Origin of the sequence: Enterobacter sp. MALB-1 (genome assembly GCF_041021625.1) — a bacterium.
GTDB classification, from domain to species: Bacteria; Pseudomonadota; Gammaproteobacteria; order Enterobacterales; family Enterobacteriaceae; genus Enterobacter; species Enterobacter oligotrophicus.
Window position 1 is genome coordinate 1,096,010 of sequence record NZ_JBDPJL010000001.1, and the last position, 18,254, is coordinate 1,114,263.

At 55.3% G+C, this 18,254-nt stretch carries 19 protein-coding genes; 9 read left to right on the plus strand and 10 right to left on the minus strand.

Annotation, left to right across the window (positions count from 1 at the left end; all coding sequences use genetic code 11):
* Positions 1-2 precede the first annotated feature (2 nt).
* The 7 genes from proW to ABGB15_RS05360 all read right to left on the minus strand — a co-directional run bounded on the left by proW (position 3) and on the right by ABGB15_RS05360 (position 6,904).
* A complete protein-coding gene (gene proW, locus ABGB15_RS05330) occupies positions 3-1,067 on the minus strand; it encodes a glycine betaine/L-proline ABC transporter permease ProW (protein WP_215722635.1) in 1,065 nt (354 codons plus the stop codon).
* Positions 1,060-2,262 carry a glycine betaine/L-proline ABC transporter ATP-binding protein ProV gene (proV, locus tag ABGB15_RS05335; protein WP_215722636.1) on the minus strand — a complete coding sequence of 401 codons (1,203 nt, stop codon included), beginning with the start codon at positions 2,260-2,262 and terminating at the stop codon, positions 1,060-1,062. Before proV ends, proW begins: the two co-directional genes overlap by 8 nt.
* 333 nt (positions 2,263-2,595) lie before the next feature.
* Positions 2,596-3,555 carry a class 1b ribonucleoside-diphosphate reductase subunit beta gene (nrdF, locus tag ABGB15_RS05340; protein ID WP_152081983.1) on the minus strand — a complete coding sequence of 320 codons (960 nt, stop codon included), beginning with the start codon at positions 3,553-3,555 and terminating at the stop codon, positions 2,596-2,598.
* Between the two features lie 9 nt (positions 3,556-3,564).
* The gene (gene nrdE / locus ABGB15_RS05345; protein WP_215722637.1) at positions 3,565-5,709 is read right to left on the minus strand and encodes a class 1b ribonucleoside-diphosphate reductase subunit alpha; all 2,145 of its coding nucleotides are present in this window, start codon (positions 5,707-5,709) and stop codon (positions 3,565-3,567) included.
* Positions 5,682-6,092, minus strand: a complete 411-nt coding sequence (nrdI, locus tag ABGB15_RS05350; RefSeq protein WP_152081981.1) for a class Ib ribonucleoside-diphosphate reductase assembly flavoprotein NrdI — start codon at positions 6,090-6,092, stop codon at positions 5,682-5,684. The genes nrdE and nrdI overlap by 28 nt, the downstream gene beginning before the upstream one ends.
* On the minus strand, positions 6,089-6,328 hold the full coding sequence (gene nrdH, locus ABGB15_RS05355; RefSeq protein ID WP_152081980.1) for a glutaredoxin-like protein NrdH: 240 nt from the start codon (positions 6,326-6,328) through the stop codon (positions 6,089-6,091). Before nrdH ends, nrdI begins: the two co-directional genes overlap by 4 nt.
* Before the next feature lie 249 nt (positions 6,329-6,577).
* Positions 6,578-6,904, minus strand: a complete 327-nt coding sequence (locus tag ABGB15_RS05360; RefSeq protein ID WP_152081979.1) for a DUF883 domain-containing protein — start codon at positions 6,902-6,904, stop codon at positions 6,578-6,580.
* A gap of 160 nt (positions 6,905-7,064) precedes the next feature.
* Here ABGB15_RS05360 and ABGB15_RS05365 point away from each other — a divergent pair, with 160 nt between their 5' ends.
* Positions 7,065-7,409, plus strand: coding sequence for a DUF2002 family protein (locus ABGB15_RS05365; RefSeq protein ID WP_215722638.1), 345 nt, complete (start codon positions 7,065-7,067; stop codon positions 7,407-7,409).
* Between the two features lie 32 nt (positions 7,410-7,441).
* Here the strand turns inward: ABGB15_RS05365 and alaE are convergent, their stop codons facing one another.
* Positions 7,442-7,891 carry an L-alanine exporter AlaE gene (gene alaE / locus ABGB15_RS05370; protein ID WP_215722639.1) on the minus strand — a complete coding sequence of 150 codons (450 nt, stop codon included), beginning with the start codon at positions 7,889-7,891 and terminating at the stop codon, positions 7,442-7,444.
* Positions 7,892-8,377: 486 nt separating this feature from the next.
* Between alaE and stpA the strand changes: the two genes are divergently transcribed.
* A complete protein-coding gene (gene stpA, locus ABGB15_RS05375; protein WP_215722640.1) occupies positions 8,378-8,782 on the plus strand; it encodes a DNA-binding protein StpA in 405 nt (134 codons plus the stop codon).
* Positions 8,783-8,820: 38 nt separating this feature from the next.
* On the opposite strand, the gene ABGB15_RS05380 is transcribed toward stpA, so the two are convergent.
* Positions 8,821-9,000, minus strand: a complete 180-nt coding sequence (locus tag ABGB15_RS05380; RefSeq protein ID WP_152081975.1) for a hypothetical protein — start codon at positions 8,998-9,000, stop codon at positions 8,821-8,823.
* A 185-nt stretch (positions 9,001-9,185) separates the two neighbouring features.
* On the opposite strand from ABGB15_RS05380, the gene ABGB15_RS05385 reads away from it, so the two are divergent.
* Positions 9,186-9,344 carry a YqaE/Pmp3 family membrane protein gene (locus ABGB15_RS05385; RefSeq protein WP_152081974.1) on the plus strand — a complete coding sequence of 53 codons (159 nt, stop codon included), beginning with the start codon at positions 9,186-9,188 and terminating at the stop codon, positions 9,342-9,344.
* Here ABGB15_RS05385 and ABGB15_RS05390 read toward each other — a convergent pair.
* Positions 9,341-10,270, minus strand: coding sequence for a LysR substrate-binding domain-containing protein (locus ABGB15_RS05390; protein ID WP_152081973.1), 930 nt, complete (start codon positions 10,268-10,270; stop codon positions 9,341-9,343). The two genes, ABGB15_RS05385 and ABGB15_RS05390, sit on opposite strands and share 4 nt — an antisense overlap.
* A 321-nt stretch (positions 10,271-10,591) precedes the next feature.
* On the opposite strand from ABGB15_RS05390, the gene ABGB15_RS05395 reads away from it, so the two are divergent.
* From ABGB15_RS05395 to ABGB15_RS05420, 6 genes are all read left to right on the plus strand, one after another.
* The gene (locus ABGB15_RS05395; protein ID WP_152081972.1) at positions 10,592-11,197 is read left to right on the plus strand and encodes an ankyrin repeat domain-containing protein; all 606 of its coding nucleotides are present in this window, start codon (positions 10,592-10,594) and stop codon (positions 11,195-11,197) included.
* 106 nt (positions 11,198-11,303) lie between these two features.
* Positions 11,304-12,845, plus strand: a complete 1,542-nt coding sequence (gene fdrA, locus ABGB15_RS05400) for an acyl-CoA synthetase FdrA (protein WP_215722641.1) — start codon at positions 11,304-11,306, stop codon at positions 12,843-12,845.
* On the plus strand, positions 12,845-14,260 hold the full coding sequence (locus tag ABGB15_RS05405) for a DUF1116 domain-containing protein (protein ID WP_215722642.1): 1,416 nt from the start codon (positions 12,845-12,847) through the stop codon (positions 14,258-14,260). The genes fdrA and ABGB15_RS05405 overlap by 1 nt, the downstream gene beginning before the upstream one ends.
* A gap of 11 nt (positions 14,261-14,271) precedes the next feature.
* Entirely contained in the window at positions 14,272-15,825 is a 1,554-nt protein-coding gene (locus ABGB15_RS05410; protein WP_152081969.1) for a xanthine permease, read from the plus strand.
* Positions 15,822-16,778: a carbamate kinase family protein gene (locus ABGB15_RS05415; protein WP_215722643.1), complete on the plus strand. Its 957-nt coding sequence runs from the start codon at positions 15,822-15,824 to the stop codon at positions 16,776-16,778. The genes ABGB15_RS05410 and ABGB15_RS05415 overlap by 4 nt, the downstream gene beginning before the upstream one ends.
* Before the next feature lies 1 nt (position 16,779).
* Positions 16,780-18,159: an amidohydrolase family protein gene (locus ABGB15_RS05420; protein ID WP_369064116.1), complete on the plus strand. Its 1,380-nt coding sequence runs from the start codon at positions 16,780-16,782 to the stop codon at positions 18,157-18,159.
* Positions 18,160-18,254 lie beyond the last annotated feature (95 nt).

Genomic DNA, 18,254 nt, shown 5'->3' on the forward strand with positions numbered 1-18,254 from the left:
CCTTATTTTGTGAATGGGCGGGTCAGTAACCCGACAGGGCCGGTGGTATACCAGCGACGGTTGCCGCGACTGCGTGAATCACGACCGACAGCCTGCGTCAGGCGGTCAAGAATAATGGCGAGGATCACAATCCCGACGCCGCCGACGGTCGCCAGCCCCATATCGAGGCGGCCAATCCCGCGCAGCACCATCTGACCCAGCCCGCCGACGGCAATCATCGAGGCGATAACAACCATCGAAAGGGCCAGCATCAGCGTCTGGTTAACGCCCGCCATAATGGTTGGCATCGCCAGCGGGAGCTGAACCTTAAACAGCATCTGACGCGGGCTGGCCCCGAACGAGCGTGAGGCTTCGATCAGATCTGCCGGTACCTGGTTAATGCCCAGGATGGTCAAACGGATAACCGGCGGCAGGGCAAAGATAATGGTCACCACCACGCCCGGCACGTTACCGATACCGAACAGCATGACGATAGGTACCAGGTAGACGAACGCCGGAGTGGTCTGCATCGCATCCAGCAGCGGGCGAATAATCTTCGCCGCCCGTGGACTGCGCGCCAGCCAGATCCCCGTCGGCAGGCCGATCACCACGCAGAAGAGCAGGGCGGTCAGAACCAGCGCCAGGGTGATCATTGCCTGCGACCACGCGCCAATTGCGCCGATAGCAATCAGCGAGATCAGCGTGGCGATCCCCATACCCGCGCTACCGAACTGCCAGGCAATCAGGGAGAACAGGATGATGGCGACCGGAGCCGGCATGCCCAGCATCAGCTGCTGAAAGCCGTTGAGGATGTAATCCACCGGCACACGGATACCCTGGAAGACCGGACGGAAGTGCGTAACCACCCAGTCGATCCCCTCTGTGACCCAGCTGTCCAGCGGGATCAGCGTCTTGTGGAACGGGTCCATAATATTGAAGTGTTCTGGCGCAGGCGCGGGTGCGCTATTCAGCCAGTCTGCCGTACCGCCGCCATCGGCAGGAGCAGGCGTGGAACCCCACGCATCGGCAGATTGTGCAGCGCTGTCCGCCGCTTCAGTGGTGCCCCACGGGTTAGATTGATCAGCCATTATTTGCCCCCTCGCGATCTAAAGCCTGCAGCAACATGCGTTTAGAGATGATGCCGATGTACTGTTGTTCCTCACCCACTACCGGCACGGCACACGGTGCCTGGCCCACGTGGGAGAGCAACTCGCTGAGCGGCGTTTCGGCGTCCACGGCAAGCGGAGCGTCGATTAACGCCGCATCGATTCCCTGGTTTTCGCTGAGGGCGTTTTTCAGGGAGTCGATGGAGACAACGCCGACAAATTTATTGCCGCGTTCAACCAGATAACCGTATTCACGGTCTTCATCCTGCAGCAGCTTAAGCGCGGAGCGCGGGCCGAAGCCTGGCGTTTTACGAATAATGCCGTTCGGCGTGCGGCGGGCAATATCTTTGGCGCTAAATACCTGGCTAATATCCACGCCACGGAAGAAGGTACGCACATAATCATTTGCCGGATTATTCAAAATTTCATCCGGCGTGCCGACCTGCACCACTTCACCATTTTGCATAATGGCAATACGGTCGCCAATACGCATGGCTTCATCTAAATCATGGGAAATAAAGACAATCGTGCGCTGATGTTTAGCCTGTAATTTTACCAGCTCATCCTGCATCTCGGTACGAATTAACGGATCGAGCGCCGAGAAGGCTTCATCCATTAATAATATGTCTGGATTAATGGCTAATGCGCGGGCTAATCCCACGCGCTGACGCATCCCACCGGAAAGTTCATCCGGGTACGCATGAGCATAATTTTCCAGCCCCACCTGACGTAACGCATCGAGCGCTTTTTCCTGACGCTCAGCGGCAGCAACGCCCGCTAATTCCATACCAAAGGCGGCATTATCTAATACCGTCATATGTGGCATGAGCGCGAATGACTGGAACACCATCGCAATCTTTTTTCTGCGCACCTCGCGAAGCTCAGCGTCTGATATTCTGGCGATATCCACGCCGTCAATCAGCACCTGTCCGCGGGTGGGTTCAATCAGGCGATTGAGAAGGCGAACCATAGTGGATTTACCCGAGCCGGATAACCCCATGATGACAAAAATCTCGCCTTCTTCAATGGCCAGACTGGCGTCTTTAACGCCAAGCGACAGCCCGGTTTTTTCCAGAATTTGCTCTTTCGAAAGTCCTTTCTCGATATATTTGAACGCGCGCTGTGGATGCTCGCCAAATACTTTATAAAGATTTTTCACTTCTAATTTAATTGCCATGCAATAGAGAGTGTCCTGTTATTTGCTTATGTCGATATGATTACCATGGTAAATAGTTAACTGGCATTACCCTAACATACTGAGAATCTGAGACAACCCTGAGTCGGCTTATGGCATGAATTTTGCCGCAAGCGAAACGGCTGAATTTCCCATGAGTAAAGGGCTGAGCGTGGTTTGAATTTTTCTGAATTTTTTGCTGCTGCATCGGGAAATTTCGCCTGAATCGGAGTGATTCAGGCGAATATGACGTGGAAATTACAGTGTAGCTGCTATGAAAATATCAGGGAGGAAATCGTCAGATTTAAATTAAATTAATGAACGTTAACACGTCCATTAAAAATCCCAGTCCTCGTCTTCGGTCTCCACCGCTTTACCCATCACATACGATGAACCAGACCCGGAGAAGAAATCGTGGTTTTCGTCAGCGTTAGGTGACAGCGCCGCCAGGATCGCCGGGTTCACCTCCGCCATTTCCGGCGGGAATAGCGCCTCGTAGCCGAGGTTCATCAGCGCTTTGTTGGCGTTGTAACAGAGGAACGCTTTCACGTCCTCCTCCCAGCCCGTTCCGGCGTACAGCTCTTCGGTATAGCTCAGCTCGTTATCGTACAGATCCATCAGCAAATCGAGGGCAAAACCTTTCAGTTCTTCGCGCTTCGCTACGCTTACTTTCTCCAGCCCTTTCTGGTACTTATACCCAATGTAGTACCCGTGAACCGCTTCATCACGAATGATAAGACGGATCAAATCGGCGGTGTTGGTGAGCTTGCCCCGGCTCGACCAGTACATAGGCAGCCAGAAGCCGGAGTAGAAGAGGAAGGATTCCAGAAACACGCTGGCGATTTTCTTCTTCAGCGGCTCGTCGGACTGATAATAGTCCAGCACCAGGTTTGCCTTCCGCTGAAGGGATTCACTCTCTTCACTCCAGGTATACGCCGCATCGACATCTTTGGTCTGGCACAGTGTTGAGAAAATCGAACTGTAGGAGCGGGCATGGACCGCCTCCATAAAGCTGATGTTCGACATCACCGCCTCTTCGTGCGGTGTCAGGGCGTCGCTCATCAGCGCGGGCGCACCCACGGTGTTCTGAATGGTGTCCAGCAGCGTCAGGCCGGTAAAGACGCGGATCGTCAGCTGCTGCTCGGCATGGCTGAGCGTTTGCCAGGCCGGAATATCGTTTGAGAGTGGCACCTTTTCCGGCAGCCAGAAGTTGCTGGTCAGGCGGTTCCACACCTCCAGGTCTTTATCGTCCTGAATTTTGTTCCAGTTAACGGCACTTACGCGTGACAGTTTCATCCTTTCTCCTTACAGCGCGCAGGACACGCAGCCTTCAATTTCGGTGCCTTCCAGCGCAAGCTGGCGCAGGCGAATGTAGTAGAGCGTTTTAATGCCTTTCTTCCAGGCGTAGATCTGCGCTTTATTGATATCCCGCGTGGTGGCGGTGTCCGGGAAGAAGAGCGTCAGAGACAGCCCCTGATCCACATGCTTTGTCGCCTCGGCATAGGTATCGATGATTTTTTCCGGGCCGATCTCATACGCGTCCTGATACAGGGCCAGGTTCTCATTGGTCATAAACGGGGCAGGGTAGTAAACGCGCCCGGTTTTGCCTTCCTTACGAATTTCAATTTTCGACACAATCGGGTGAATGCTCGACGTGGCGTGGTTGATATAGGAAATCGATCCGGTCGGCGGCACCGCCTGCAGGTTCTGGTTGTAGATGCCGTAGCGCATCACGTCATCACGCAGTTGCTGCCACATTTCGCGCGTGGGCAGAACGATCCCCGCACGGGCAAACAGCGCGCGCACTTTTTCGGTTTTCGGCTGCCAGTCACCTTCAAGGTACTGGCTGAAATACTCCCCGCTGGCATAGCGCGACTGCTCGAAGCCCGCAAAGCGCTGATTACGCTCGCGCGCCAGCATCATCGAGGTATGCAGGGCATGCCAGGTGATGGTGTAGAAATAGAGGTTGGTGAAATCCAGCCCTTCGGGGCTGCCATAGGCGATGCCTTCCCGCGCCAGATAGCCGTGCAGGTTCATCTGCCCAAGCCCGATGGCGTGCGACGCGGCGTTGCCTGCCTCAATGGACGGCACGCTGCGGATGTGGCTCATGTCTGATACCGCCGTCAGTCCGCGGATGGCGGTCTCCACCGTGCGGCCAAAGTCGGGGGAATCCATGGTGTGGGCAATATTCAGCGACCCGAGGTTGCAGGAGATATCTTTGCCGATGTCCGCGTAGTCCAGGTTTTCGTCATAGGTGGACGCGCTGTTAACCTGCAAAATCTCCGAGCACAGGTTGCTCATGTTAATGCGCCCGGCAATCGGGTTGGCGCGGTTCACCGTATCCTCGTACATGATGTACGGATAACCGGACTCAAACTGAATCTCAGCCAGCGTCTGGAAGAAATCGCGGGCGTTAATGTATTTTTTGCGAATGCGATCGTCAGCAACCAGCTCATCGTACAGCTCGCTGATGGCCACATCGCCAAAGGCTTTGCCGTAGATACGTTCGATATCATAGGGTGAGAAGAGCGCCATCTCAGCATTCTCTTTGGCGAGCCTGAAGGTAACGTCCGGGATCACCACGCCAAGCGACAGGGTTTTGATACGAATTTTTTCGTCGGCGTTTTCGCGTTTGGTATCGAGGAAGCGCAGAATGTCTGGATGGTGCGCATGCAGATAAACCGCCCCTGCACCCTGACGAGCACCAAGCTGGTTGGCGTAGGAGAAGGCATCTTCCAGCATTTTCATCACCGGGATCACGCCGGAGGACTGGTTCTCAATGCGCTTAATCGGCGCACCCGCTTCACGCAGGTTTGAGAGCAGAAAGGCCACGCCGCCGCCACGTTTCGAAAGCTGCAGCGCCGAGTTCACCGCGCGGCCAATCGACTCCATATTGTCTTCGATACGCAGCAGGAAGCAGGAGACCAGTTCGCCACGCTGGGCTTTACCGCAGTTGAGGAAGGTCGGCGTGGCAGGCTGGAATCGGCCGGAAAGGATTTCGTCGGTCAGTTGCACAGCCAGCGTTTCATCGCCCTGCGCCAGCGTCAGCGCCACCATGACCACGCGATCCTCAAAGCTCTCCAGATAGCGTTTACCGTCAAAGGTTTTCAGGGTGTAACTGGTGTAATACTTCCATGCGCCGAGGAAGGTCTGGAAACGAAAACCGCTGGCGTGCGCGCGCTCAAACAATTTCACCGCGAAGGCGCGATCGTAGCGCGTCAGCACCCGCTCTTCGTAATAGCCCTCTTTAACCAGGTAGTCGAGACGTTCATTCTGGCTCCCAAAGGTCATGCTATTCGGACGGACGTGAGCGGCAAAAAAAGCGTCCACCGCCTCATGATCCTTGCCAAACTGGATGCGTCCCTCGCGGTCATAGAGGTTGAGCATCGCGTTCAATGCGTGGTAATCCGGTGTCGCCTGAATTACCCGTTCTGCGGTTGTCGTTGCCAAAATTCGTTCACTCCTTTACGCACGTTTTCTACGTCCTGCTGTGTCCCCATCAGTTCAAAACGATAGAGATACGGCACGCCGCATTTTTGAGAGATGACATCCCCGGCGCGGCCAAACGCATCGCCGAAATTGCGATTGCCCGCCGCGATCACGCCGCGAATGCGCTGCCGGTTGTGGGGATCGTTGAGAAAGCGGATCACCTGACGAGGCACGGCTCCCGCGGTTCCACCACCGCCGTAGCTGGGCACTATCAGAATGTAAGGTTCGTCTACCTGAATACGTTCCCGCTCGTTAAGCGGGATACGTATCGCGGGCAGCCCGAGGCGCTCAATGAAGCGGAGCGTGTTCTCCGAGCTGCTGGAGAAGTAGACCAGCCCACTCATGCACTGGCGGCCTGAGCGGCAAGGCGGTTAATCATGTCGGGGCGGAACCCGGACCAGCTGGTTTCGCCTGCGACAACGACCGGCAGCTGGCGGAAGCCTTGCGCACGCAGGGTATCGGCGGCATCCGGGACAAGGTCAACATTCACCATCTCAAACGTAACGCCGCGGCTTTCCATTGCGCGTTTGGTCGCGTGGCACTGAACACAATCGTTACGAGTGTAAATAATAATGCTCATGATTCGTATTTCCATTTAGAATAAAAGGGCGGCGCGATTCGTCGCGTCAGGTTGTGTGTGTCTTGCTAAAGGGAATACTAGATGTAGTTGTGATAAGTTTCAACCATACAAGATATGGGAAATTTAGATTGATATGGCCACGATGATGAGCACAGCGCGGCAGGGCAGGCTGTACGGGTTTTTCAGGGATTCAGACAAAGAAAAGCCCCGGAGCCAGAGGCGACCGGGGCGGATGCGCAGTATTCCGCGTTATTTACGCAAGCTGAGCAGGGCACCAACAAAGATCCCCACGGCGGCCACTGTACCGAGCGTACAAAGTGGCTTTTCACGAACAAAGGTGCTGGCGCAACTCACCGCATCGCATGCCGCCTGCGTTGCACGTGAACGGCCGTTCATCCGGGCACGTGTTTCGCGTAGCAAAGACTGAGCCTTACGTTTTGCGGCATCTGCTTCATCCTTCGCGTCACTTCCCCAGGACTTCAGCACTTCCTCCAGCGTATCCGCTAATTGGCTGACATCGTTACGAATATCCTGGGCGTCGTCGTTAATATCGTTTCGGTTCGGTCTGTTAAACATACGATCCTCCATAATTTTGCATTCCCGTTAAGTTTAGACCAGGAATTTAATCGCTGAAGTGAGTCACGGGTTATCAGGCCGTTTATGGAATATTCTGAAAGCCCTGCTAATGCTGAATACTGTAAGGTTGCCGGGCAGGAAAAGATAACGAGGAAGAGATATGTATTTACGACCCGATGAGGTGGCGCGCGTTCTTGAAAAAGCGGGATTCACCATGGATGCAGTGACCACAAAAGCCTATGGATATCGCCGTGGCGAGAATTATGTTTACGTCAACCGTGAAGCGAGAATGGGGCGCACGGCTTTGATTATTCACCCAACGTTAAAAGACAGAAGTTTGTCATTTGCTGAACCTGCCTCGGATATTAAAACCTGCGATCATTATCAGCAATTTCCGCTCTATTTAGGCGGAGAAACGCATGAACATTATGGTATTCCGCATGGTTTCAGCTCGCGTATGGCGCTGGAACGTTTTCTGAAGGGACTGTTTGGCGACGTCCAATAAGCCTGCGACTGGCATGAGCCAGTCGCCTCACCTTATGCTTTTGCCTGGTTGTACTGGCTGACTTTAAACAAGCGACGACAATAGTCGAGAAAGTAGCCATATACCGCGCCCATCAACATCGAAATTACGATATTAGAGCTGACCGCTGCGGCGATTTGATGCCAGTCTGCGCCCACGGTCAACAGAATAGCGACATAAACCGGGGACTGGAATGTCACGTATGCCAGCACGTCTGCCAGGTTTTTCACCCAGCCAGCCGGGCTAATGCGACGGGCAACGCGCATGATCGCATCGCGATATAAACCATAAGGCCAGGCAATAATGATATTGACCGGGATCGCCACCAGGCGAGAGGAGAGCGACTGCTCGAAGGTCATTCCGGAGAGGAATATTTCAATCAGCATGTTCACGACGGAACAGTAAACTACCATCGCGAAGGTATCCGCTACCGCATGGCGCAGGCGTGACTGCGGTGAGAACATGTCTGAACTCCTTGAGAAGCGCATAATAGGGGCGTTTTTTCTAAGCCAGGCAGTGGTTTAGATTGCTTTGTTTGGTGTGTATAGAGTATATCTCTGGCTTTGAACTAACAATTAGCTATTAATTTTTATTTAATGCCGTTTTTCCCATAAAATCCTCCAGGGTTGCCTGTTTTTTGCTCGCTTCGTTATTTTCTTTCCCGTTTCTTATTTTAGTTATTTAAATCAATGGGTTATTTTTATTTCGCACAGGGGGATTTTCCCACTGTGCGGGCCTCCCTCGATTGAGTGAAAAGTGAGCAGATTATATTGATGGCATGATTAATACCTGAAGAATCATGCATGCCTCTTCTCGGATATATAATTTAAATACTTTAAAATATTTACAATATTAGCAAAAAGAGCCTATGGGTAGATATTAGAGATGAAATGAATTATCCTCTGGTCTGATTTTTCGTTTGATCCATCAATTAAAGGTTTTCAATTAATATGTCTTTGACGTTACAGAATCTTAATAATATCCGCACGCTTCGTGCGCTGGCGCGTGAATTATCCATGGACGTTCTGGAAGAAGTTCTGGAAAAAGTCAGGATTGTCACTGAAGAAAAACGCAGCGAGCAAGCGGAGCTTGAACAGCAGCGTGCTGAGCAGCAGGATAAAATTAACGCCCTGCTGGAACTGATGAAAGCCGATGGTATTTCGCCAAGCGATCTGCTGGGCAGTGAACTGCTTCAGGCGGGTCATCAGGTGAAAAAACGTAAAACGCGCGAAGCGAAATATCGCTTTATCGACGCGAACGGTGAAGAGAAAACGTGGACCGGTCAGGGCCGCACGCCGAAGCCAATCGCCAATGCGCTGGCAAACGGTAAATCACTGGACGATTTCCTGATCTGATCAGAAAGCCGGGCGGTATACGCCGCCCGGTTGCCTGTTCAGCAGACGCCAAAGTCGCCCTCTTCTGTGTACGGCGCAACCTCCGCCGCTTTAAGGGTAAACTTCTCGCCTTGTTCATTGCTGGCCTGAACTGCCACAATGCTATCGCCATTCACTTCAAGCACTTTCAGTTTCGGGCCGCCTTTACGCGGTTGCACATAATCGCCGACAGAAAACATAGCACCTCCTCATCATCGTGTTCTTCACCTTAGCTCAGGTCTGGCGCAGGGTACAGTTTAAGCCAGTGTAAAGAGGGTAAAGGCAGGTAAAAGCCTGAGAGCACTATGGCAGTTGCCGATATTATGGCTACGCTTAGAGATTAAATCTCTTTTTTAACAATGACTTTTGCTTGTACGGAGAAATTATGGGTTTTTGGCGTATTGTCTTTACAATCATCCTTCCGCCGCTGGGCGTGTTGCTTGGGAAAGGCTTTGGCTGGGCGTTTATCCTGAACATCATTCTGACGCTGCTGGGCTACATCCCTGGCCTTATCCACGCCTTTTGGGTTCAGACCAAAAACTAAGCGCGCCAGAGTAAATCGCTGTAGATCCCGGTCAGAACGCCCTCTGGTGCAAACTGTTGTTTGATCCAGCGCGTGACCTGGCCGGTTGCCGCATGCTGTGTGGCGAGCAACATACGCGAATCCTGACGCGGGTTATTGATGCGCCGCGTCACCAGCAAACCCTCTTCTACCGCCTCCCGCGCCATATACTCCGGTAAAAATCCAATCCCTTCGCCCAGGATCTGACACTGGCATTTGGTGTTGAAATCCGGCACCAGAATCGCCTCCTGCCCGTGCAGCAGCCAGCCGACCTTCTTATTAATGGTGTGGGCGGTGTCCTCCACCATGATGTTGGGATACAGGCGCAACTGGCTTTCTGCAATCGGCTCCGGCATAAACGCCAGCGGGTGTTCTGGCGCGATGGCAAAGACCCAGCGAATGGCACCAATCTCAGTGTAATCAATGCCGCCGCCGTCGAGCAGCGTGTCCGGTGCACCAATGGCGATATTCGCCTGGTTGTTAATGATGGAATCCCAGACGCCGTTATACACCTCGGTGGTGACGGTGATCTGGCAAGTGGGAAACTGTTTTTTCAGCACCTGCAGCAGTCGGGCGGTGTGCCGTGGCGTATACAAAAGCTGATTAATACAGATGCGCACCCGCGCTTCAATCCCCTGTGAAATCGTATCAATCCCGCGCTTGATGGCGTGAAAGTCGTTCAGCAGGTCGGTGGCTTTACGGTAAAAGTAAAAGCCGGACTCGGTAAGTTCAATGCTGCGGGTATTGCGCACGAACAGCACCACGTCCAGCCCGGTTTCCATGCGCTTGATGGTGTAACTGATCGCGGAGGTCGTGACGCCAAGTTCTCCGGCGGCTTTGCTGAAGCTGCCAAAGCGCGCCGCTGTGGTGAATGCCAGTAAATTCTCTTCGGTAAAGATGGAATTCATATCACAGCTCCTGGTTGCCATCAGTTTTGAACATATTTTAACAACGCCGTTACAACGTATTTGATGCCGGTCACAATTCTGACTCTTTGCTGCGAGCCGCGCCGTGCAAGGTTTTTTCAGCCATAAGCATAATGCAGTGTGACGGGCGAAAAAGCGGTGAAACATAAGAAAAAGGTTGCACAGGCGCACGTTTTCGCTGAACTGTTAAATTTAACTCAACAATGAATTGACTGTCGATGAATCATTTTTAAGCGGATTCTTTTATGACCAGGCTGTTGCTATTCTCAGGTCATCAGAAATAAAAACACCGGGAGTCTGAATATGTCTGCAAACGAACTCGTTACTGAATTTCTGCTGGCGGCAGAGCAAGGCAACGTTGATGCACTAAAAGCCTGCCTGGATAAAGGCGTGGATATCAATGCCACTAACCGCCAGAAAAGAACCGCCATTATTATCGCCAGTCTGAATAAGCATTATTCCTGTGTGGAGTTTTTAATTACCGCGGGTGCAGACATTGATAAACAGGATCAAACCTGCTTTAACCCTTTTCTCATTAGCTGCCTGACCAATGATTTAACCCTGCTGCGGATTGTATTACCCGCCGGCCCGGATCTGGATCGCCTGACGCGCTTTGGCGGTGTCGGCATTACGCCTGCCAGCGAAAAAGGCCACGTGGAGATCGTGCGTGAACTGCTGGCGAAAACGGATATCAACGTCAACCACACCAACTTCGTTGGCTGGACACCGCTGCTGGAAGCCATCGTATTAAACGACGGCGGCGCGAAACAGCAGGAGATTGTGAAACTGCTGCTGGATAATGGCGCGAACCCACACATGACCGACAAATACGGCAAAACCCCGCTCGAACTGGCGCGGGAAAAAGGCTTCCATGCGATAGCGGACCTGCTGCTGGCGGCGGGCGCATAATTTATTTGACCAGCCTTTTCCGGCTGGTCACGCATTAAAAAAGCATTCAACCGTCGTGCATTTTGCACGATGGCGGCCCCCTTTTATCCGCATTCAGGAGAAAATAATGCCAACCAAAATCGTCATAAAAAAGAATACTTATTTTGATTCGGTCTCATTAATGTCGGTGTCCACCAAAGCCAATAAATTGCCGGGCGTTGAACAGGCATTTGTGGCCATGGCGACGGATATGAACAAAGGCGTATTAAAAAACCTCGGGCTGTTAACGCCGGAATTAAGCGATGCCAAAAACGGCGACCTGATGATCGTCATAAAAGGCGACGCGGCGAATGATGAAACGCTGGCGGCCATTGAAGCGTTATTCACCCGTAAAGAGAGTGCAGGTTCCCATGAAGCGCGCTACGCCACGATTGCCAGCGCGAAAACCCATCGCCCGGACAGCAACCTTGCGGTCATTTCCGTCAACGGCACCTTCGCCGCCCGCGAAGCTCGTCAGGCACTGGAAAACGATCTCAACGTGATGCTGTTTTCCGATAACGTGTCGCTCGACGATGAGCTGGCGTTAAAACAACTGGCGCATGAGAAAGGATTGCTGATGATGGGGCCAGACTGCGGCACCGCCATCATCAACGGCGCGGGACTGTGCTTCGCCAACGCGGTGCGCCGTGGGCCGATTGGGATTATTGGCGCATCCGGCACCGGCAGCCAGGAGCTGAGCGTGCGCATTCACGAATTCGGCGGCGGCGTGTCGCAGCTGATTGGCACCGGCGGGCGCGATCTGAGTGAAAAAATCGGCGGCCTGATGATGCTCGACGCCATCGACATGCTGGAAGCGGACGAGGGCACGCAGGTGATTGCGCTCATCTCCAAGCCGCCAGCGCCAGCCGTGGCTGAAAAGGTGCTGGCCCGTGCGCGCGCCTGCCGCAAGCCCGTGGTGGTCTGCTTCCTCGGTCGAAATGAACCACCTGCTGATGAAGACGGTTTGCAGTTTGCACGCGGCACCAAAGAGGCTGCGCTAAAAGCGGTTCTGCTTACTGGCATCAAAAAAGAGTCCCTCGATCTGCACCCACTCAACTGGCCGTTAATCGAAGAGGTGCGCGCCCGCCTGACCCCGCAGCAGAAGTACATTCGCGGCCTGTTTTGCGGCGGCACGTTGTGCGACGAAGCAATGTTTGCCGCACTTGAGAAGTACGACGATGTTTACAGCAACATCCAGCCCGATCCGACGAAACGGCTGGACGATATCAACGTCAGTAAAGCCCATACCTTCCTCGACTTTGGCGACGATGATTTCACCAACGGCAAACCGCATCCGATGATCGACCCGACCAACCGCATCAGCCGCCTGTTACAGGAGGCGCGCGACCCGGAAGTGGGCGTGATTGTCATGGACTTTGTGCTGGGCTTCGGCGCGCACGACGATCCGGTGGGCGTAATGATTGACGCCATCAAAAAGGCGCAGGCAATCGCGAAGGCCGATAACCGTCCGCTGGACATTCTCGGCTACGTGCTCGGCACCGATCGGGATCTGCCATCGCTGGCGCAGCAGTGCCAGCTGCTGACCGATGCGGGCGTCATCTGGGCCAGCAGCAGTACCAATACCGGATTACTGGCGCGTGAATTTGTCTGCAAAGGGGAGAACGCATAATGACGACTTTATTTAACCAGCCGCTGAAAGTGATTAACGTCGGCATTGCGATGTTTAGCGACGACCTCAAAAAACAGCATGTGCCCGTGACTCAACTGGACTGGACGCCGCCGGGACAGGGCAATATGCAGGTGGTGGAAGCCCTCGATCAACTGGCGGCTAAACCGCTGGCCGATAAAATCTCCGCCGCCAATAAGATTGCGCTTGAGCGCATTATTCAGTCCCATCCGGTGCTGGTGGGTTACGACCAGGCCATTAACGTTGTGCCGGGCATGACCCGCACCACCATTCTGCACGCCGGTCCGCCTGTCTCCTGGGAAAACATGTGCGGAGCCATGAAAGGGGCAGTCACCGGGGCGCTGGTGTTTGAAGGGCTGGCGAAAGATATTAAAGATGCCGAACGGGTGGCCGCTTCTGGAGAGATCACCTTTTCGCCGTGCCACGAGCACGACTGCGTCGGCTCGATGGCGGGCGTCACCTCCGCATCGATGTTTATGCACATCGTTGAGAACAAAACCTACGGCAACCGCGCGTTCACCAACCTCAGCGAGCAGATGGCAAAAATTCTGCGTATGGGGGCTAACGACCAGAGCGTGATCGACCGCCTGAACTGGATGCGCGACGTGCTCGGCCCGATGCTGCGCGACGCGATGAAGATCATCGGTGAAATCGACCTGCGCCTGATGCTGGCTCAGGCGCTGCACATGGGCGACGAGTGCCACAACCGCAACAACGCGGGCACCACGCTGCTGATCCAGGCGCTGACGCCGGGGCTGATTCAGGCGGGCTATCCGGTCGAGCAGCAGCGCGAGGTGTTTGAGTTTGTCGCCAGCAGCGACTACTTCTCCGGCCCGACGTGGATGGCAATGTGCAAAGCCGCGCTGGATGCCGCCCACGGCATCGAGTACAGCACCGTAGTCACCACCATGGCGCGCAATGGCTACGAGTTCGGCCTGCGCATCTCCGGCCTGCCGGGGCAGTGGTTCACCGGTCCGGCACAGCAGGTGATTGGCCCGATGTTCGCGGGTTATAAACCGGAAGACTCCGGGCTGGATATCGGCGACAGCGCCATCACCGAAACCTACGGCATCGGCGGCTTTGCGATGGCAACGGCTCCGGCGATTGTGGCGCTGGTGGGCGGTACGGTGGATGAAGCCATCGACTTCTCCCGCCAGATGCGTGAAATCACGCTCGGCGAAAACCCGAACGTCACCATTCCGCTGCTCTCCTTTATGGGCATCCCGACCGCCATTGACATCACGAAAGTGGCGGGCAGCGGCATTCTGCCGGTGATCAACACCGCCATTGCCCACAAGGACGCCGGTATCGGCATGATTGGGGCGGGCATCGTTCACCCGCCGTTTAGCTGTTTTGAAAAGGCGCTGTTGACCTTCCGCGATCGCTACTTTTTATAAGGCATGCATCCATGAAAAACATGAAACTGGAGTGGAAAAGAGGTGACTGGGCGGCGTATTTCGGGTTGATGACCAACAACCTGACCAATTTGCTGACCATGATGGGGCTGCTCATTTTTGTCGTCGGCATCCCGAAGGAGATTGTTTATGGACGCATCGCGCCAGCCTTCGGGCTGGCGGTGCTGGTGGCGAGCGTCTGCTATGCGTGGTTTGGCCTGCAGATGGCGCGCCAGAGCGGGCGAACGGACGTTACCGCACTGCCGTCTGGCCCCAGCGCACCGTCGATTTTTACCGTGACCTTCCTGGTCCTGATGCCGGTTTATCAGCAAACCGGTGACGCCGATTTCGCCATTCAGATCGGTCTGGTGTGGTGCTTTGTCGAAGCGATGATCCTGGCGGGCGGTTCGTTCCTGGGTGAAACCATTCGCAAGATGATCCCGCGTACTGTGCTGCTGTCGTGCTTGTCTGGTCTGGGCCTGCTGCTGCTGGCGATGAACCCGATGCTCCAGGCGTTCGAAGCGCCCACCGTGTCGTTTATTGTTCTGCTGCTGATCTTCATCAACTGGTTTGGCAAAAAGCCAATCTTCGCCAAAATCCCGACGGGCCTGCTTCTGCTGATTGCCGGTACGGCACTGGCGTGGATCTCCGGTCTGCAAAGCCCGGACGCCATTAAAGCGTCCATGTCCTCCTTCGGCTTTAACCCGCCGTCCGTGCATATCGAAGGCTTTATGCAGGGCTTGCCGCACGCGCTGCCGTATCTGGCGTCTGCCGTTCCACTGGGGCTGGCAAACTACATTTTTGACCTGGAAAACATCGAAAGCGCCCACGCGGCGGGGGATGAGTACCCGACCCGCAAGGTGATGCTGGCGAACGGTCTGGCGTCGATGCTCGGTTGCCTGATGGGTAACCCGTTCCCGGTGACGGTCTACGTCGGCCACGCGGGCTGGAAAGCGATGGGAGCCAGTATCGGCTACACGCTGGCCTCTGGTGTAACCATGTTCATCGTGCCGCTGTTCGGGCTGGGGGCGTTTATGCTCGCCATCATTCCGATGACCGCCATCGTGCCGATACTGGTGTTCATCGGCGTTGTCACCGCCAACCAGGTGGTGAGGGAAACGCCGAAAGTGGAGGTGCCCGTTATCTTCATCTGCCTGTTCCCGTGGATCGCCAACTGGGCGCTGACCATGATGAACAGTGTGATGGGCGCGGCGGGGACGAATGCCGCGAAAATTGGCACCGATGTGCTGCACAGCAAAGGCATCTATTACGAAGGGCTGGTGCATCTGGGCAACGGCGCACCGCTTGCCAGTATGCTCTGGGGCTGTATCGCCATCTTCGCCATTATCAACAAACCGCTGCGCGGCGCGGTGGCGGCGGCGGTCGGTGCATTGCTGGCGCTGTTTGGCGTGATCCATGCGCCAGCGGTGGGCTTTGCCGAAGGCAGTTCGCTGATGTTCGTTACGGCCTACCTGATGATGGGCGGCATGTTTGTGATGAAGCATGTGCTCGATAGCCGCGAAGCGGCGAGCGCTGAAGCAGGCACCGTTGCGAAGGAGCAGGTATGAAAGAGCTTATGGTCGTCGCCATTGGCGGCAACAGCATTATCAAAGACAACGCCAGCCAGTCGGTTGAGCATCAGGCGCAGGCGGTAAAGGCGGTGGCTGACTCCGTGCTGGAGATGCTGGCCTCCGACTATGACATTGTGCTCACCCACGGAAACGGCCCCCAGGTGGGGCTGGATCTTCGCCGCGCCGAGATTGCTCACGAGCGGGAAGGATTGCCGCTGACGCCGCTGGCGAACTGTGTAGCAGACACCCAGGGCGGTATCGGCTACCTGATCCAGCAGGCGCTCAACAACCGCCTGGCGACGCGCGGGGAGCAAAAAGCGGTGACGGTGGTCACGCAGGTGGAGGTGGATAAACACGATCCTGGCTTTACGCACCCGACGAAACCGATCGGCGCATTTTTCAGCGAGGCGCAGCGTGACGAACTGCAACGTGCGCACCCGGACTGGCATTTCGTTGAGGATTCAGGACGTGGCTATCGCCGCGTGGTGGCCTCCCCGCAGCCGCTGCGCATTGTCGAGGCCGATGCGATCAAGACCCTGACGCAAAAAGGCTTCGTGGTGATTGGCGCAGGTGGCGGCGGTATTCCGGTGGTTCGCACTGAACAGGGAGATTACCAGAGCGTTGACGCGGTGATTGATAAAGATCTCTCCACTGCGCTGCTGGCGCGTGAGATCCGCGCCGACGTGCTGGTGATCACCACCGGCGTGGAGAAAGTGTGCATCCACTTCGGCAAGCCGAATCAACAGGCGCTGAGCACGGTGAACGTGGCGCAGATGACGCGCTACATGGAAGAAGGGCATTTTCCGGCGGGCAGCATGCTGCCGAAAATCGTCGCCTCGCTGGAATTCCTGCATCACGGCGGCAGACGCGTGATCATCACCTCGCCGGACTGCCTGCCCGCGGCGCTGCGCGGGGAAACCGGCACCCATATTGTGAATGAAGGAAGATAAGATGAGTGAAAACAAAAGCCGCCGCGAGTTTATCAGCCAGAGCGGCAAAATGGTTACCGCCTGCGCGCTGTTTGGCGCTACAGGTTCCGTCGCGTATGCTGCGGATACCGCAAAGCCAACCTGCGAAACGGGCAAACCGATGAACATCACCGCAAAACACTATTACCTCGATAATGTGCTGCTGGAGGCCGGATTTAATTTCGACGGCGGCGTGGCGACGAGCACCCGCACTGAGCTCAAAACGCTGGAGATTAAAGACGGCAAAATCATCGTCCTGCGCGATAACAAAAGCCACGCCGACGCCACCCTGCCGCACTATGATGCAGGCGGAAAGCTGATGCTGCCTGCCATGCGCGACATGCATATCCATCTGGATAAAACGTTTTACGGCGGCCCGTGGCGTTCGCTCAATCGCCCAGCGGGAACGACCATTCAGGATATGATCCGTCTTGAGCAAAAGCTGCTGCCGGAGCTACAGCCTTATACCCAGCAACGCGCGGAAAAGTTAATCGATCTGCTCCAGTCGAAAGGCTCGACCATCGCCCGCAGCCACTGCAATATTGAGCCGGTTTCCGGCCTGAAAAACCTGGAAAATATGCAGGCGGTGCTGGCGCGCCGGGGCGCAGGTTTTGACTGTGAAATCGTGGCGTTCCCGCAGCACGGATTGCTGTTATCGAATTCTGAAAAGCTGATGCGCGAGGCGATGCAGGCCGGGGCGCATTACGTGGGGGGGCTGGACCCAACCAACGTGGACGGCGCGATGGAGAAATCCCTCGACACTATGTTCCAGATTGCGCTGGATCACGACAAAGGGGTGGACATTCACCTGCACGAAACCAGCCCGGCGGGCGTGGCGGCGGTGAACTATATGGTGGAAACCGTCGAGAAAACGCCGGAACTGAAGGGTAAACTCACCATTAGCCACGCCTTTGCGCTGGCGACGCTCAACGAGCAGCAGGTGGATGAGATCGCCACCCGCATGGCGGCGCAGCAGGTGACCATTGCCTCTACCGTGCCCATCGGCACCCTGCACATGCCGCTGAAGCAACTGCGGAATAAAGGCGTGTTTGTCATGACCGGTACCGACAGCGTGATCGACCACTGGTCGCCGTATGGGCTGGGAGACATGCTGGAAAAAGCCAACCTCTATGCGCAACTCTATATCCGCCCGAACGAGCAGACACTTTCCCGCGCATTAGGTATCGCCACAGGCGACGTGCTGCCGCTGAACGAAAAGGGTGAACGCGTGTGGCCGAAAGCGCAGGATGACGCCAGTTTTGTGCTGGTGGATGCCTCCTGCTCTGCCGAAGCCGTGGCGCGCATTTCTCCGCGCACCGCGACGTTCCACAAGGGGAATCTGGTCTGGGGCTCAGTGGGCTGATGGGTGCCGGGTGGCGGCTTCGCCTTACCCGGCCTACCAAACCCCTCAAATCGTAGGCCGGGTAAGCGCAGCGCCACCCGGCAATGCCGTATACT

Coding starts and splice junctions, on each gene's coding strand:
- proW (WP_215722635.1), bottom strand. CDS start 1,067: ATGGCTGATCAATCTAACCCGTGGGGCACCACTGAAGCGGCGGACAGC.
- proV (WP_215722636.1), bottom strand. CDS start 2,262: ATGGCAATTAAATTAGAAGTGAAAAATCTTTATAAAGTATTTGGCGAG.
- nrdF (WP_152081983.1), bottom strand. CDS start 3,555: ATGAAACTGTCACGCGTAAGTGCCGTTAACTGGAACAAAATTCAGGAC.
- nrdI (WP_152081981.1), bottom strand. CDS start 6,092: ATGAGTGGGCTGGTCTACTTCTCCAGCAGCTCGGAGAACACGCTCCGC.
- nrdH (WP_152081980.1), bottom strand. CDS start 6,328: ATGAGCATTATTATTTACACTCGTAACGATTGTGTTCAGTGCCACGCG.
- ABGB15_RS05360 (WP_152081979.1), bottom strand. CDS start 6,904: ATGTTTAACAGACCGAACCGAAACGATATTAACGACGACGCCCAGGAT.
- ABGB15_RS05365 (WP_215722638.1), top strand. CDS start 7,065: ATGTATTTACGACCCGATGAGGTGGCGCGCGTTCTTGAAAAAGCGGGA.
- alaE (WP_215722639.1), bottom strand. CDS start 7,891: ATGTTCTCACCGCAGTCACGCCTGCGCCATGCGGTAGCGGATACCTTC.
- stpA (WP_215722640.1), top strand. CDS start 8,378: ATGTCTTTGACGTTACAGAATCTTAATAATATCCGCACGCTTCGTGCG.
- ABGB15_RS05380 (WP_152081975.1), bottom strand. CDS start 9,000: ATGTTTTCTGTCGGCGATTATGTGCAACCGCGTAAAGGCGGCCCGAAA.
- ABGB15_RS05385 (WP_152081974.1), top strand. CDS start 9,186: ATGGGTTTTTGGCGTATTGTCTTTACAATCATCCTTCCGCCGCTGGGC.
- ABGB15_RS05390 (WP_152081973.1), bottom strand. CDS start 10,270: ATGAATTCCATCTTTACCGAAGAGAATTTACTGGCATTCACCACAGCG.
- ABGB15_RS05395 (WP_152081972.1), top strand. CDS start 10,592: ATGTCTGCAAACGAACTCGTTACTGAATTTCTGCTGGCGGCAGAGCAA.
- fdrA (WP_215722641.1), top strand. CDS start 11,304: ATGCCAACCAAAATCGTCATAAAAAAGAATACTTATTTTGATTCGGTC.
- ABGB15_RS05405 (WP_215722642.1), top strand. CDS start 12,845: ATGACGACTTTATTTAACCAGCCGCTGAAAGTGATTAACGTCGGCATT.
- ABGB15_RS05410 (WP_152081969.1), top strand. CDS start 14,272: ATGAAAAACATGAAACTGGAGTGGAAAAGAGGTGACTGGGCGGCGTAT.
- ABGB15_RS05415 (WP_215722643.1), top strand. CDS start 15,822: ATGAAAGAGCTTATGGTCGTCGCCATTGGCGGCAACAGCATTATCAAA.
- ABGB15_RS05420 (WP_369064116.1), top strand. CDS start 16,780: ATGAGTGAAAACAAAAGCCGCCGCGAGTTTATCAGCCAGAGCGGCAAA.